This is a genomic window from Celeribacter marinus (assembly GCF_965656515.1).
Lineage (GTDB): Bacteria > Pseudomonadota > Alphaproteobacteria > Rhodobacterales > Rhodobacteraceae > Celeribacter > Celeribacter marinus_D.
In genome coordinates this window covers 4,569-20,311 of record NZ_CBFHKW010000039.1, presented here as the reverse complement: position 1 = coordinate 20,311, position 15,743 = coordinate 4,569, and the positions used below count along the sequence as shown (strand labels likewise).

General features: G+C 57.8%; 11 protein-coding genes and 3 pseudogenes. 7 read left to right on the top strand and 7 right to left on the bottom strand.

The features are described from left to right. Positions 1-243 (bottom strand): annotated as a pseudogene (locus ACTG34_RS09640) (type III PLP-dependent enzyme); the annotation flags it as partial. A 359-nt stretch (positions 244-602) separates the two neighbouring features. Here ACTG34_RS09640 and ACTG34_RS09635 point away from each other — a divergent pair. From ACTG34_RS09635 to ACTG34_RS09625, 3 genes are all read left to right on the top strand, one after another. Continuing rightward, complete coding sequence (locus ACTG34_RS09635; protein ID WP_062219532.1) at positions 603-1,034, top strand: Lrp/AsnC family transcriptional regulator; 432 nt, start codon at positions 603-605, stop codon at positions 1,032-1,034. 144 nt (positions 1,035-1,178) lie between these two features. Further along, entirely contained in the window at positions 1,179-4,232 is a 3,054-nt protein-coding gene (locus tag ACTG34_RS09630) for a valine--tRNA ligase (RefSeq protein ID WP_439104718.1), read from the top strand. Between the two features lie 115 nt (positions 4,233-4,347). Further along, positions 4,348-5,463 carry a pyridoxal phosphate-dependent aminotransferase gene (locus tag ACTG34_RS09625; protein WP_439104714.1) on the top strand — a complete coding sequence of 372 codons (1,116 nt, stop codon included), beginning with the start codon at positions 4,348-4,350 and terminating at the stop codon, positions 5,461-5,463. A gap of 1 nt (position 5,464) precedes the next feature. Here ACTG34_RS09625 and ACTG34_RS09620 read toward each other — a convergent pair whose 3' ends face one another. Continuing rightward, complete coding sequence (locus ACTG34_RS09620) at positions 5,465-6,706, bottom strand: pyridoxal-phosphate-dependent aminotransferase family protein (protein WP_439104713.1); 1,242 nt, start codon at positions 6,704-6,706, stop codon at positions 5,465-5,467. A gap of 224 nt (positions 6,707-6,930) precedes the next feature. On the opposite strand from ACTG34_RS09620, the gene ACTG34_RS09615 reads away from it, so the two are divergent. Further along, positions 6,931-8,841: an ABC transporter ATP-binding protein gene (locus tag ACTG34_RS09615; protein ID WP_439104712.1), complete on the top strand. Its 1,911-nt coding sequence runs from the start codon at positions 6,931-6,933 to the stop codon at positions 8,839-8,841. On the opposite strand, the pseudogene ACTG34_RS09610 reads toward ACTG34_RS09615, so the two are convergent. Continuing rightward, a pseudogene (locus ACTG34_RS09610) lies at positions 8,768-9,382 on the bottom strand (TIGR04283 family arsenosugar biosynthesis glycosyltransferase); the annotation flags it as partial. The gene ACTG34_RS09615 and the pseudogene ACTG34_RS09610 overlap by 74 nt on opposite strands. Before the next feature lie 151 nt (positions 9,383-9,533). On the opposite strand from ACTG34_RS09610, the gene ygfZ reads away from it, so the two are divergent. Continuing rightward, on the top strand, positions 9,534-10,262 hold the full coding sequence (gene ygfZ / locus ACTG34_RS09605; RefSeq protein WP_439104711.1) for a CAF17-like 4Fe-4S cluster assembly/insertion protein YgfZ: 729 nt from the start codon (positions 9,534-9,536) through the stop codon (positions 10,260-10,262). A gap of 71 nt (positions 10,263-10,333) precedes the next feature. Here the strand turns inward: ygfZ and efp are convergent, their stop codons facing one another. After that, positions 10,334-10,897, bottom strand: a complete 564-nt coding sequence (gene efp / locus ACTG34_RS09600) for an elongation factor P (protein ID WP_439104710.1) — start codon at positions 10,895-10,897, stop codon at positions 10,334-10,336. Positions 10,898-11,109: 212 nt separating this feature from the next. Here efp and ACTG34_RS09595 point away from each other — a divergent pair, with 212 nt between their 5' ends. Together ACTG34_RS09595 and ACTG34_RS09590 are read left to right on the top strand one after the other, a co-directional pair. Then, positions 11,110-11,427 (top strand): DUF6280 family protein, encoded by a 318-nt coding sequence (locus tag ACTG34_RS09595; RefSeq protein WP_062219544.1) that lies wholly within the window; start codon positions 11,110-11,112, stop codon positions 11,425-11,427. A 192-nt stretch (positions 11,428-11,619) separates the two neighbouring features. Further along, the gene (locus tag ACTG34_RS09590) at positions 11,620-13,077 is read left to right on the top strand and encodes a cobyric acid synthase (protein WP_439104709.1); all 1,458 of its coding nucleotides are present in this window, start codon (positions 11,620-11,622) and stop codon (positions 13,075-13,077) included. A 4-nt stretch (positions 13,078-13,081) separates the two neighbouring features. Here the strand turns inward: ACTG34_RS09590 and ACTG34_RS09585 are convergent, their stop codons facing one another. The 3 genes and pseudogenes from ACTG34_RS09585 to ACTG34_RS09575 form a co-directional block, all read right to left on the bottom strand. Continuing rightward, positions 13,082-13,978, bottom strand: coding sequence for a hypothetical protein (locus ACTG34_RS09585; protein ID WP_439104708.1), 897 nt, complete (start codon positions 13,976-13,978; stop codon positions 13,082-13,084). Between the two features lie 106 nt (positions 13,979-14,084). Continuing rightward, positions 14,085-15,461 (bottom strand): TolC family outer membrane protein, encoded by a 1,377-nt coding sequence (locus ACTG34_RS09580; protein WP_439104707.1) that lies wholly within the window; start codon positions 15,459-15,461, stop codon positions 14,085-14,087. A gap of 50 nt (positions 15,462-15,511) precedes the next feature. Beyond that, positions 15,512-15,743 (bottom strand): annotated as a pseudogene (locus ACTG34_RS09575) (protein-L-isoaspartate O-methyltransferase); the annotation flags it as partial.

Genomic DNA, 15,743 nt, shown 5'->3' with positions numbered 1-15,743 from the left:
CGTGTCGATTTCAACGGGCGAAGCCACGTCAAAACCGCAGATACCTGCGTTCACGAGGTTCTGGAGCACGGCCTCATCTGGGTTTGCCTTGACCGCGTAGGTCACAAAACCCGGAAAGCCGGACAAGAAACGATGCGCATTGGCCTGAAGGATTTCGGGCGAGAAAAACAGAACCGGATGCTCGGGAGCATGGTTGCGCAGGTAGTCAGCGGGCGATGCCCAGATATTGTTCGAGAGCCCCATCAGCGTATCCTTCACCAACAAGGCGCAGCCACTCTCTTACCCGGGAGAACCGGTTGGGATTGCGCTTACGCGGTTATCCTTAAGCGCTCCCCGTTGCTCGTTTTGAACAGTGGGGTCTACGCCTCAACCAGGCCTGGTGCGGGACCGCGCGAGCACCGTTTGAGGTGCCGTGCGACCGTCCATTGGTCCTGAAACAGTCATCGCTGTATGCGTGCTAAATTTGACGATCAAAAGAGTTGAAACGTGCGGAATGGTGGACAGTTTGTATGTTTGTGTGGTTAAATTGCTAGATGACATTACGTCAGCCCATGTGAGCCGCTCAAATCATAGGCAAACCTGCACACCAAAGGACCACATCAATGGACGATCTCGACCAAAAGATTCTCTCGGCGCTCGCCGTTGACAGCTCCACCTCCGTGTCGCGACTGGCGCGCCGGTTCAAAGTGGCGCGCTCTACCGTCCAAGCCCGATTGGAGAAAATGGAGACGAACGGTACAATCGCGGGCTACACGATCAAGCTTGGCGATGTGATTTTGGCGCGCCGTGTGCGGGCCACCGTGCTCATTGAATGCGAGGCCCGTACAACCGCGTCCGTAGTGGTGAAACTCAAGGCGATTCCCGAGGTCGTCATGGTGGCGACCGCCACGGGGCGCGTTGATTTAATTGCCGAGCTTGCGTGCGAATCCACCGAAGAGATCGACACCACACTCGAACAGATCAGCGCGATTAGCAGCGTTCATGACATTGAAAGCCTGATTCACCTCTCGACGAAATTTGACCGTTCCATCTAACGCCGCCCTGATCGTGCCCGCCCATTTTTGACGGCGATTTAGCGCAGCTAAGCCCACATTGCGTGCAGGTTTCGCCCTTTCCCTCGAGGTCCACGCGCGGTAAACAACGCGGGATCAATGAACGACGTGCAGGCGGTAAGAACGATGGCGATGGAAAAGACTTTTGACGCAAATGAAGCCGAACAGCGTATTTATGACGCTTGGGAGGCCGCAGGCGCCTTTAAGGCGGGCGCACATGCGAGCCGCGAGGAGACGTTTACCGTCATGATTCCGCCGCCCAACGTGACGGGCGCGTTGCACGTAGGTCACGCATTTAACAACACAATTCAGGATATTCTGGTGCGTTGGCACCGCATGCGCGGCTTTGACACGCTGTGGCAACCCGGTCAGGATCACGCAGGGATCGCGACCCAGTTGATGGTCGAAAAAGAATTGGCCAAGTCGGGTCAAAAGCGCACGGATTTCACCCGCCCCGAATTTTTAGAGAAGGTTTGGGAGTGGAAAGGCCAGTACGGCGCGACCATTATCAACCAACTCAAACGCCTCGGTTCGTCATGTGACTGGAGCCGCAACGCCTTTACCATGTCGGGTGCGCCGAACGCCCCCGCAGGCGAAGAGGGTAATTTCCACGATGCCGTGATCAAAGTGTTCGTGGAAATGCACGCCAAGGGTCTGATCTATCGCGGCAAGCGCCTTGTGAACTGGGACCCGCATTTCGAGACGGCGATCTCCGATCTCGAAGTGGAGAACATCGAGACCCCTGGTCACATGTGGCATTTCAAATACCCGCTCGCCGGTGGTGCCACCTACACCTACGTCGAGAAGGACGAAGACGGCAATGTGGTCCTCTCCGAGGAGCGCGACTATATCGCCATCGCCACCACGCGGCCCGAGACAATGTTGGGGGACGGCGCGGTCGCCGTGCATCCCGATGACGCACGCTATGCCCCGATTGTCGGCACGCTGTGCGAAATTCCGGTGGGTCCAAAAGAGCACCGCCGTCTGATCCCGATTATCACCGATGAATACCCAGATATGGCCTTCGGGTCTGGTGCGGTGAAAATCACCGGTGCGCATGATTTCAACGACTACCAAGTGGCCAAACGCGCCAACCTGCCGCTGTACCGTCTCATGGACACGCGCGGCGCGCTGCGTGAGGACGGGTTGTCACACGCCGACAGCGCAGTTTTGGCCGCCGAGATTGCCGCGGGCAAGCCGTTCACCGAGAACGAGGTCGACACCATCAACCTCGTCCCCGATGCGCTACGCGGCATGGACCGTTTTGAGGCCCGCAAAGCGGTGATCGATCAGATCAACGCCGAAGGTCTGGCCGTTATGACCACCGTCACACGCACCGTCAAAGACGATGAGGGCACCGAGACCGAGGTGTCCGAGGTTGTCCCATACGTTGAGGACAAGCCGATCATGCAGCCGTTTGGCGACCGCTCAAAGGTCGTGATCGAGCCGATGTTGACCGATCAGTGGTATGTGGACGCCGAGAAAATCGTCGGTCCCGCGCTTGACGCTGTGCGGGATGGGCGCACCAAAATCATGCCCGAGAGCGGCGAAAAAGTGTATTTCCACTGGCTTGAAAACATCGAACCATGGTGCATATCGCGTCAATTGTGGTGGGGGCATCAGATTCCGGTTTGGTATGGGCCTAGCATTGAAGACTTCGAAAGCCTTCCCGAGGACACTTTTGGTGCCGTGGAATTCTATAAGAACGCAAACAAACTATTCTGTGCCAACTCTGCCGAAGAGGTTCTGGAACAAGCTAAAGCATATTATGGCAAAGAACTCCGAATTGAAATTCAAGACGGAACTTTGCCAGGCTTCGCATTTACAATTGAAGGCAACGGCTCAAAACGTCCTGAACGCGTAATACTGAATCGCGACCCCGATGTTTTGGACACGTGGTTCTCGTCGGGCCTTTGGCCGATTGGCACGCTCGGGTGGCCCGAGTGGGATGAAAGCACCTCGAAATATTTCTCCACGGATGTGCTCGTGACGGGTCAGGACATCCTGTTTTTCTGGGTTGCGCGGATGATGATGATGCAACTGGCAGTGGTGGACGAGGTTCCGTTCCACACCGTCTACCTGCACCAACTCGTGCGCGACGAAAAGGGCAAGAAAATGTCCAAAACCACCGGCAACGTCATTGATCCGTTGGAGATCATTGACGAATACGGGGCGGATGCGCTGCGCTTTACCAATGCGTCGATGGCCTCGATTGGCGGTGTGCTCAAACTGTCCGAGGACCGCATCAAGGGCTATCGCAACTTCACCACCAAAATCTGGAACGCGGCGCGGTTTGCCGAGATGAACGAGGTATTTGAGAACTACGATCCCGCCGTGATGCCCGCGCCCACCGCCACGGTGAACAAATGGATCATCGGCGAAACCGCCAAGGTCCGCGCCACAGTGGATCAGGCGTTCGACGACTACCGATTCAACGATGCCGCAAACGCGCTTTATGCCTTTGTGTGGGGCAAATTCTGTGACTGGTACGTCGAGTTGGCCAAGCCGCTGTTCTACGATGGGGACGACGCAACACTGGCCGAAACGCGCCAAACGATGGGGTGGGTTCTAGACCAAGCACTGACCATGTTGCACCCGATCATGCCGTTCATCACCGAGGAACTGTGGTCCAACATCAAATCAGATCGCGATCTATTGGCCGTGTCCGACTGGCCGACTTACGGCGCGGAATTGATCGACGCCGAGGCCGACCGCGAAATGAACTGGGTGATTGATCTCATCGAGAGCATCCGCTCCAGCCGCGCCGAAGTCCACGTCCCTGCGGGTCTGAAAATCCCTATGGTTCAGGTGGAATTGGACGCCGCGGGGAAAACCGCATGGGCCAACAACGAGGCGCTCATCCTGAAACTGGCGCGTATCGACACGCTCACCGAGGGCGCAATGCCTAAAGGGTCGATCACCATTTCCGTGGCGGGCGGCACGTTTGCGCTGCCCTTGGCCGGTGTGATTGATATCGCTGAAGAAAAAGCCCGTCTGGAGAAGGTTCTGGGCAAATTGACCAAAGAGCTTGGGGGATTGCGCGGGCGCTTGAACAACCCCAAATTCGTGGCCTCCGCACCCGACGAGGTTGTGGCCGAAGCCACCGAAAACCTCGCCGCGCGCGAAGAGGAAGAGGGCAAAATCAAAGCGGCACTCGCCCGTTTGGCCGAAATCGGCTAATCGCCTGCGCGCCTGTTCCAACTGATATGACGCCTCGCCCTCACGGGCGGGGCTTTTTCAATGGCGCGGGCCACGTGGACTTGCAGCGGACGCGCAAACACGTCATCCAGTTGTCATGACAGTTCTTACACCCGATCCGCGCCAAACGGTGCTCGCCCAAACCCTTGCCGCCACCGTGCCATTTGTTGCCCCCGAGGCGATGGAGAGTGCACGCGGCGCCCCATTTGAGGCGCGCCTTGGGGCCAATGAATTGTCGTTTGGCCCCTCACCTGCGGCGGTGGCGGCCATGCAGGCCGAAGTGGGTGCGATTTGGAAATACGGCATTCCCGACAACGCGCCACTCATTGACGCGCTGAGCGCGCATTACGCGGTGGATGGCGCGTGCTTTACCGTGGGCGAGGGCATCGACGGTTTGCTCGGCAATTTGGTGCGGCTCTATGTGGCATCGGGCGATCCAGTTGTGACCTGCGCAGGGTCATACCCCACCTTCAACTACCATGTTGCGGGCTTTGGCGGAGTGCTGCACACGGTCCCCTACAAAGACTATTTCGAAGACCCCGAGGCATTAATTGCCAAGGCGCGCGAGGTGGGCGCAAAACTGGTATACCTGTCCAATCCGAACAATCCGATGGGATCGGTGCATACCGCGCAAACCGTGCAAGATATGATAGCGGCTGTGCCTGACGGGTGCCTATTGGTCCTCGACGAAGCTTACACCGAATTTGCGCCGGCAGACACGCGGCCACCCTTGGACCCAAGCGACAAACGCGTGATCCGTTTTCGTACATTTTCAAAAGCTTACGGAATGGCGGGCGCGCGCGTTGCCTATGGCATTTCACACCCGAGCATCACGCGTAGCTTTGACAAGGTCCGCAATCATTTTGGCGTGAACCGTGTGGCGCTTGCGGGGGCTGTGGCGGCCCTTGGCGATGCGGATTATTTGACGCAGACCGTGCAAAAGATCGCGGCGGGTCGCGCGCAACTTGCACAAATCGCACAAGACAACGGATTGACGCCCCTGCCCTCGGCTACGAATTTTGTCACGATGGACTGTGGGCGCAACGGGGATTATGCCCGTGCGCTTTTGGCCGCATTGGCCACGCGTGGTGTGTTTGTGCGCATGCCCGCGATTGCCCCCCTCGATCGCTGTATTCGGGTATCTGTCGGCTTGCCCCACGAGATTGATGTGTTTGCCGAGCGCTTGCCATTGGCGCTCGGCGACATCGCCTAACTCAGCAACCGCACGTTTTATCAGCGGGTGCGACACGGGCCTGAGCGCCGATTTGCGACAAGAAGGACGAGGCAGCAACAGACCCGCCTATGCCGTGTGGAATATCGAGTGCGGTGAACGAAGTCTCGATCGCGCCAACGATGCCAAGGACCATATGCGCATTGATGTGGCCCATGTGGCCGATCCGGAAATAGCCGTGGGATTCATCCGATCCAATTGCGCCGAACCCCAATGAAATGCCCAATGTAATACCGAGGTTTTCGGTCAACCAGTCGCGCAAGCGTGTCCCATCGCCATTGCCCAAATTGAGTGTCGTGACCGCGTGCGAGCGATGCGAAGGGTCGGTGATGTTGAACCGCAATGCGCCATCCGATCCCCATTGATCAATCGCCGCCCAATAGGCCCCCGCAAGGGTGGCATGACGCGCCCAAACGTTTTCAAGCCCCTCATCGAGGATCATATCAACTGCTTGGCGCAGCCCGTAAATATGGTGGGTGGGCGGTGTGCCATCGAAATATTCATAGAGGTGAAACGGCTCGGCGCGCGTGGTCCAATCCCAATAGGGCGTGCGCAGATTGGCGGTTTTGCCCTCTGAAAACGCCTTGTCCGAGAACCAGACAAACCCCATGCCCGGAGGCGTCATCAGACCTTTTTGACTGGCGGCAATCATGACATCGACGCCCCATGCGTCCATCTCAAAGCGATCACAGCCAAGCGAGGCGATACAATCCACCGCGAATACGGCGGGATGACCCGCGGCGTCGATGGCCTTGCGCATGGCGGCAATGTCGTTGCGCACGGAGGTCGCGGTATCGACATGCACGGTCATAACCGCCTTAATCGCGTGGGTGGTATCGGCGCGCAACGCGGCCTCAAGCTGTGCCGGATCAACGGGCGCATGTTTGCCAAAATCAAGGGTCTCGACCTCAAGGCCCAAACGCGTGGCGACATCCGCCCAACCCACACCAAAATTACCCGTCAGACAGACCAGAACCTTATCGCCACGCGACACCATATTGGTCAAAGACGCCTCCCACAGGCCATGCCCGTTGGAAATATACATCGCCATGTGGCCCGAGGTGCCCGCAATTGTTTTCAGGTCGGGCACGAGGCCATGCGTGATATCGACCAGCTCGCCCGTATAAATATTTGGCGCGGGGCGGTGCATAGCCTGAAGAACGGGATCGGGAATGACCGAAGGACCGGGAATAGCGAGATAGTGACGACCATTGGCGAGCGACATGGGGCAGTGACCTTTTTGATGGGGTGTCGAAAACACTGTCGTGTGACAGGATAAAAATCACACCTGACGTGCGTACCCCTCCCGAAACGACACGTCAATTCCACACCCCACGCGACACGGATGCGCAGGCACAGACCTGCACCGCTTGAAGCGGGGCGCACGAGGCGGTAAACCCGTTCAACACAGGTGCTACTTTTGTGCCTCAAATCCGTGACGGAGTTTTCATGAGCGCAGATGCCAATACGCCAAACCCGCAATCCGGCGACTTGTTGCGCTGGTTTTTCGGCACGTACCTGCGCCCGCAATCCAAAAAACTTGGTGCGGCATTCTTTTTCATGGTTGTCGAAGGCGCGATGCTTGGCCTGATCAGCTATTTGATCAAGCCGATGTTTGATGACGTTTTGGTGGCGGCGGATACAAGTCGCATTGCGTGGACCGCCCTGGCGATTTTGAGCGTATTCGCCATTCGCGCCCTATCAGGTTACGCAAACCGTGTCTTAATGACGATGGTGCGGGTCAGATCGGCGGCCCACCTGCAAGGCGATCTCTTGGCGCATGTTTTAACATTGGACGGCGCGTTTTTTCACAAATACCCACCCGGCGTTCTATTGGAGCGCACGCGCGGCGATTGCCAATCGGCGTCCGATCAATGGGGCACCATCATGCGCAGCCTCGTGCGCGATGTGATTGGCCTGACGTCTTTGTTGATCGTCGCGGCCACAATGGATTGGCAATGGACGCTTTTGGCACTGGTCGCCGTGCCCTTTATCGCGTTTCCGATTCGAACGTTGCAACGGCGTGTGCGCCGCAATTCATCCGCAGCCCGTGAGGCGTCCAGTTTCGTCTCGAACCGTTTGGACGAAGTTTACCACGGCACCACCTCGATCAAACTTGCCGGCACAGAACAACGCGAAACCGATCGGTTCAACAAGGCGATCAACGGCTATACCCGCGAGGAAATCCGGTCCGCGCGCGGTCAATCCGCGATCCCGTCTCTCATCGACTTTGTGGCCGGTGTCGGGTTTGCATCCGTGCTTTATTTTGGCGGTCTCGAAATCATTTCCGGTGAAAAGACGGTCGGGGAATTCATGGCGTTTTTCACGGCTGTCGGGATGTTGATCGATCCGGCGCGCCGGTTGGGAAATGTCTCGGCACAGTGGCAGATCGCCATGGCCTCCATGGTCCGCGTTCACAGCGTGTTCAACGAACGCCCCAGCATTGTATCGCCGCCCGTGCCAAAGCAGTTGGATATCCCAGCGCGTGACGCCGACGTTGTCCTAGAGGCGGTCGCGTTTTCATACACAGACGCACCGGTGTTGCGTGGCACATCCTTTGTCGCGAAAGCAGGTCAGACAACGGCGCTTGTCGGCGCGTCCGGTGCTGGCAAGTCCACGATTTTCCATCTGTTGGCCCGACTGGCAGATCCGCAAAGCGGCTCCATCACCATCGGGGGGACGCCGACCAATCAACTCGACCTGAAAGAGTTGCGCGGGTTGTTTTCGGTCGTTTCCCAAGACGCATTGTTGTTCGACGAAAGCATTCGCGAGAACGTGATGATGGGCGCTGATGCGAGTGATGCCGACTTGCAAACAGCCCTCAAGGCCGCCCATGTCGATGCCTTCCTTGGCAACCTTGAGGCGGGGGTTGATACCAATGCGGGCACACGCGGATCGGCCTTGTCAGGCGGGCAACGCCAACGGGTTGCCATTGCGCGAGCGGTCTTGCGTGACCGTCCTATTTTGCTGTTGGACGAAGCCACATCCGCGCTCGATGCGCAGTCCGAAAAGATTGTGCAAGAGGCGCTCGAAGATCTGTCCAAAAGCCGGACCACGCTTGTGATTGCGCACCGTCTGTCGACCATTCGCAACGCCGATAGCATCGTGGTGATGGATCGCGGCATGGTGGTTGATCAGGGCACGCATGACGAATTATTGGCGCGTGGCGGTCTATATGCGGATCTATACCGCCTGCAATACTCTGACGGGATGACACTCACCGATCGTAAGATCGAGATAGCCGTGCCGGATCAGCGCCCGCAAGATACTGCACAAGACGCCAAAGATTCCGGCTTCCTTGGCGCAGCCAGCCGCGCGTTTGGTAGCGTGATGGGTCTGTTTGGACGGCGCTCTGACTAAGCACGATCCGCGCGCGTCCCAAGCGGCGGGCCATGTCCACATCCTCCATCAACGCGATATGTGCAAAGCCCCCAACGGTGTCGTACAAGGCGCGCGATATGAGTAAGGATTGGTCCCCATAAGGCAGGCCAAACGCCCGCGTGCGCAGGTTTGCCCATAGGGACGTCATCCGTGCCCATCCTCCCCCACCGCGAAACGACAGGGAAAACACCAAGGCCTGATCGGGGTGCGTCAAGTGGGACAGAGCGGCCGCACTCCACCCCTCAGGTAGCCATGTATCGGCATGCACGAACAACAACCACGCGCCTTGGGCCGCCTCGGCCCCGCGCGCCAATTGTGCGCCACGCCCCGCATCCCCCACAACCAACTGCGCGCCGATTATGTCGGCCAGCCGGACAATGTCGTCCGTTGACCCGCCATCCGAGACGATCAATTCGCGCACTAGGCCCGCGTCCACGCCCTCCATGATCCGCGCCAATGTCTCCGCCAAATGCGGTGCCGCGTTCAGGGTCGGGATTATCACAGAAATTGGCGCGCGCATGGGTCTCGGTTCGGTTGTGAGATTTGCGAAAACCCTAGCGGCTTCACACCCCGAATACAGCTGAAAAGCGGTGTCCCGTTGAACAATCACATCGTGTCCTTCACCTTGGTCTCTCAACGCCCTATATGACGTCATATAGGAGAGCGAACACATGACCGAGCGTAGCATCATCGCCCTTAGCGGCTCCGACACCCACAAATTCTTGCAAGGCCTGATCACCAACGACATCGGCGGTCTGGAACGCGGTGCGGTTTATGCCGCGATTTTAACGCCGCAAGGAAAGTTCATGGTCGACTTCTTTCTTGTGCGTGAGGCAGACACGGTGTTGCTCGATGTGGCCACACCTGACGCCGACGCTTTGCTCAAACGACTGACCATGTACAAACTGCGCTCCGATGTGACGCTTGCCCTAACAGAACGGACCGTATCGCGCGGATTGGGCGCGGTGCCGGACGGAGCCGTTGCCGACCCGCGCCACAGCGCCCTTGGGTGGCGGGCCTATGACGGGCGCGACAGCGAGGCCGTCGATTGGGACGCCATTCGTGTGGCGCATTGCATTCCCGAGGCCGGAATAGAATTGACGCCCGACACCTATATCCTCGAGGCGGGGTTTGAGCGGCTGCACGGTGTGGATTTCAAAAAGGGCTGTTATGTCGGCCAAGAGGTCACGGCACGCATGAAGCATAAAACAGAATTGCGCAAAGGTCTGGCATCTGTGGCCATTGAGGGCTCCGCCCCCGTTGGCACGCCGATTTTGACCGAAAGCGGCAAAGAGGCGGGTGTGCTGTTTACCCAATCTGGCGGGCGCGCGATTGCCTACCTGCGCTTTGACCGCGCAACGGGGCCGATGAGTGCCGATGGCGCCACCGTGACGCTCTAAGCCGCGTTATTTTACGAAAAAGGCCGCTCCGGTGTCGGAACGGCCTGTCACAAAACTGTGATAACGCGTTGTTATGCGCGCTCGGCGTATTCCATCGTCTCGGTGTTCACGATGATCATTTCGTCTTGGCCGACAAATGGCGGCACCATCACTTTGACGCCATTATCGAGGATCGCGGGTTTGAACGAATTGGCGGCGGTTTGACCCTTTACCACTGGCTCGGTCTCGACGATCTGACAGGTGACTTTTTGCGGCACAGAGACGTTGAGCGCCTCCTCGTTGTGGTATTCGATTTTGACGGTCATGCCGTCTTGTAAGAACGGACGACGGTCGCCCAAAAGGTCGGCGGAAAGCTCGACTTGCTCGAACGTTTCGGTATCCATAAAGGTCAGCATTCCGTCGGTTTCAAACAGAAATTGTTGATCTTTTTGCTCCAGCCGCACGCGCTCGACTTTGTCGGCAGAGCGGAAACGTTCATTGAGTTTGCGGCCGTCACGCAGGTTCTTTAGCTCGACCTGAGCGAAGGCGCCGCCCTTACCGGGCTTGACGTGATCGACCTTTACGGCGGACCAAAGACCGCCATCATGTTCAAGGACGTTTCCGGGGCGAATTTCGTTACCGTTAATTTTGGGCATGGGTAAAACCTTACCAAAGGTTGAAGGAACTTTGGCGCACCCTATATATTGTCAACTAACGTGGCGCAAGCCGCGCGATATAGCGGTCTCGATCCACTAAACATTCCATAAACGCATGGCTGCTATGCATTTGAAGTGTATCCGAATCAGTGCGGACCTGTCATACCGCCCCACACGTCTGCACCTCAAGACCAATAATACAAGGACATATCATGGCTGATTTTGTTGACGGCACCGCGTTTAACTATGAGCAAGGTCAACGTTCGCGAAAACTATTCGCGGCTGTTGTGCTTGCTGCTCTTGATGACGCTATCGCCGATGACAAGAAATACGGCAATGGCCCCGAACAGATCGCCCGTTGGGCGCGCTCTCGGGATGGCCGCGAAGTTTTGTCCTGTGCCGGTATTGACCCCAACGAACGGGTTGTCTCCGGCCTGATGGAATTTGTGTCCAAAGGTATTCGCACCTCCGTGGCTCTGTCACGCGAAGAAAGCGAACGCCGCAACGCACAGCAAATGGAAGCTGCATAAGCCTCTGCATTCCTGTGTATCCGCTGCTGTTTCTTGACAAAGGACGCGCCTAGCTGCTCGCTGGCGCGTCTTTTTGTATGTATGGGATCGTGGCGACCCGTAGCGCGCCCAGATCACAAACCCATCCTCGCGCTCTTCCCTCTTTGGCGGTGACGACATACTCATAGCAACGACGAAACGGGAGATGCAGGCGTGGCAAAAGCAATCATGATCCAAGGGGCAGGCTCGAATGTGGGCAAGTCCATGCTTGTTGCGGGCATTGCGCGCGCACTCACTCTGCGCGGCTATAATGTTGCTCCGTTCAAACCCCAAAACATGTCCAACAACGCCGCTGTCACATCGGACGGTGGCGAGATCGGGCGCGCCCAAGCGCTGCAAGCGCGTGCATGCGGCCGCCCTCCCCACACCGATATGAACCCCGTCCTACTCAAACCCGAAACAGATGTGGGCGCACAAGTTGTGGTGCATGGCAAACGGGTCGCCACGATGAAAGCCCGCGATTACGGCAAGACAAAATCAACACTGATGCCCGCGGTTTTGCAAAGCTTTCACCGCCTTGCCGCGAGCGCCGACATTGTGATCATCGAGGGCGCAGGCAGCCCCGCCGAGATCAACCTACGCGCGGGCGACATTGCCAACATGGGCTTTGCCGAGGCCGCGGGCGTGCCGGTGGTTTTGGTGGGCGACATCGACCGTGGCGGCGTCATCGCCCAACTGGTCGGCACCCACACCGTTTTGCCGCCCGAAGATCGCGCTCATATCAAGGCCTTTGCGGTCAACAAATTTCGCGGTGACATCAGCCTATTTGACGATGGGGCGCGCGCGATTGCGCAGCACACGGGATGGATCGACCTTGGGACAATCCCGTGGTTTTCGGATGCGCACCGTTTGCCGGCCGAGGACGTGATGGACATTGCCTCGCGTGGGGATGGACGTGTCAAGATTGTCGTGCCGCGCCTGTCGCGCATCGCCAATTTTGACGATCTGGACCCGCTCGCCGCCGAGCCTGATGTGACGGTCGAGATTGTCGAGGCGGGCCGCCCCCTGCCCTGTGATGCCGATCTTGTGCTGCTCCCCGGCACCAAATCGACGATTGGCGATCTGGCCTATCTGCGCGCCCAAGGGTGGGATATTGATCTGGCCGCCCATGTCCGGCGTGGCGGGCATGTCCTTGGTATTTGTGGCGGATATCAGATGCTTGGGCAATGGATCGATGATCCTGATGGCATTGAGGGGCACGCGGGACGCCATGCGGGGTTGGGTCTACTGGACATCGAAACCCTGATGACGCCGGAAAAACGCGTCACCGAAGTCACGGGCTATGATCGCGCAAGTCGCGCAACGGTCCATGCCTATGAAATCCATATCGGGCGAACAACGGGCGCGGATTGTGCGCGGGCGTGGCTAGACATCGAGGGTGTTCCCGAAGGCGCGGCACGTGCCGATGGCCGCATTTTGGGCTGTTATCTGCACGGGCTTTTTTCCGCTGATGCCTTTCGCGCCGCGTATTTGGCGCGGTTCGGGATTGCAGGGGGGCTTGGTGATTTTGAGGGCGGTGTCGAGACAACCTTGGACGCTTTGGCAGCGCATATGGAAACTCATATGGACCTCGACGCGTTGCTAAAACTCGCGCAAGAGGTTGACCTCTAATCGGTTATTGAATGTCGCGCATCGACAAGGCGCGTTGAACTTCGCGGCGCACAAGACGGCGAATGTTGCGCGTCATGCGCTCACCGAGCTGCCCACGCAGTTCGTCATTCAAAACATCCGCCACAAGAGCGCGTAACATGGTCTCATCGAGAATATCATCGTAGGGCGCCTCATCTACGGGACCATCATCGTGGGGCAAGTCCTCATCCACGAGCGGCGCGTGCGCATGGATCGCTTCAGGCGCCGACAGATCGTCATTCTCACGGGCCACATCCCCCTCATGCACCTCTGTCTCAATAGGCGTCTCTGTCTCAATGGGCGTCTCGAGCGGCACGGGTTTGGCGCGCATGCCCAGTACAATATCGGCAAATCCACGGGGCAACTGATGTGGGATTTCGACCTCTAGGTTCTCCGAACCATCCGGCTCCCATTCATCACCAGACGCACCAATCGCCGTTTCCAGCCCCGCAATACGTTGCTCCAAACTGAGATGTAAGGCGGTTTGCATCGCGTCGTCGTTGGGCGTGTCATCGAGGGTTGTGTGCCACGCGGCGTCACTCTCCTCGTCGTTCGAGGCATCGTCGACTGCTGCCGCATCGTTCGCTTCAACGTCTTGCGCGTCATCGTCACCGTGCGGCGCAGGCGCATCATCACGCGGGACCACCGCCAGATGTGGCCCTAAAACCAATAGAGGCGGCGGGGTGTGCGGGTGATCCGATCCCTCTTGCGATGACGGTGCGTCGATAAGGAAATCCGAGGTTAGCAAAAGCAAATCCGGCGCTCCCGTCGTGTCAGATGCCGCCACCAGCCGTTCACGGGCCGCCCGACTATCGACAACAAGGCGACGAATGGATGCCAAAACATCCTCGTCCTCCGTCATATTTGTCATCGGATCAGACATTGCGATTCCCTAAGTGGCAACACTGTTAGTGCTGCTTTGGATGCTAACGGCCTTCGTATTTGGACACAACACGTTGCTGAACACCGCGTTGCGTCCAGACCAGATCTTACTTGCGGCCAAGCGACTCCAAAACGCGGTCCAGTTTCGCGCCTTCGGGGCTGACATAGGATGTCGGACCGGTTTTCACCGCATTGTAATACGCAGCGGGATCATACACTGGCACGTTGAGGTTCAGGTTTTGAACCGTCAAAAGCCCCATAGATTGTAGCACATTATAGGTCTGGGTTTCGGACGCGATTTGCGCCTGAATGGCTGACACTTGCGCATCGAGCAAATCCTGCTCGGCATCAAGAACGTCGAGGGCAGTTGACGCACCCAAATCGGCCTCTTCGCGCACACCGTTGTAGGCCACACGCTGCGCACTCACAAACGCCTGAGAGGCATTCAACGAGGCACGCAAAACCGAGAGCATCGCCCAGTTGGAGCGCACGCCCTCTTCGACATCGCGGGTCGCAGTTAGCAATTCAGCGCGCGATTTGTCACGCTGGGCAATGGTTTTGCGAATGGCAGACGAGATTGCGCCACCCGAGTAGATTGGACCGCTGGCCGAAATACCAAAGGATTTGTTCACGCCACTAGTTATATCGTTCGCCCCGATCCCCGCAGAGGCGGTGATTTCAGGAAACAAATTGCGCTCGGTCCCGTCCACGGCCAGATCAGCGGCGGCAACCTGATGTTGCAGCGCCTTGATACCCGGATGGGTGCGATGCGCGAGACGCACGGCGGCGTCCGCGGAATTCACCGGCAACTTTACCGATGGCGGGCTGGACAAGTTACTTGGGTAATGGCCCATTTGATTTTTGTAGCTCTCGCGCGCGGCGGCAAGCGCCCCTTGCGCAGACGCCAATTGCGCCCGCACGGAGGCCAATTGCGCCTCGAATTGCGAGACCTGCGTGCGCGTCACTTCGCCAACTTCAAAACGGTCACGCGTTGCACGCAGGTTTTGAGTGGCCAGACGCACCGCGCTATTGCGCAGATTGACCAACGCCTCTTGCTCGCGCACATTCATGTAGGTTGCCACAGCCGAGGCCAGCACTTGTTGCTCGACGTTGATCAGCGCCTCGCGTGTTGCGAGCACAGTTTCCTTTGCAATATCAACGGAAACTTTGTTCTTCCCAAAGGTGTACAAGGTCATCGAGGCGTTAAAGCCAAGCTGCGTCGCCCATGATTTGTTGGTAAAACTGTAGTCAGATCCCGCGCTATATCCGATCGTCGGGCGTAAATTGGCGAGCGCCGTAGCGACCCCCTCGTCCGTTGCCCGCAGCGTTGCGCGGTTTTGCTCTAAAAGCCCCGAGTTTTTATATGCCGACGCCAAAGCATCGCCCAGAGACTCGGCGCTTACTGATAGTGGCGCTGCGAACCCGAACCCCACCGCGACCAAAGCCGCGAATGCACGCAATTTAAATGTATTCTTAGTCGTCATTGATCTGACCTCGCCTGACGCTTGCGCACCGGAACCGACCGGATCATTGCTTAAAGCGCGAATGTTTTTTCTGCTTCGAAACCGGAAAGAACGGGTGCGGTCGCGTTGAACGACGGGCGCCAGTTGATTTCCCCGTTAATATTGTAGCCCAACTTCATAATGCCAAGAGCACCGTCAAGAAAAATGCAGGCAATGCGGCCACCAGACTTAACCTGTGACAGAACTGCGTCAGGCAATGTTTCCACTGCACCTTGCAAGATCACGACATCATAGGGTCCGTGT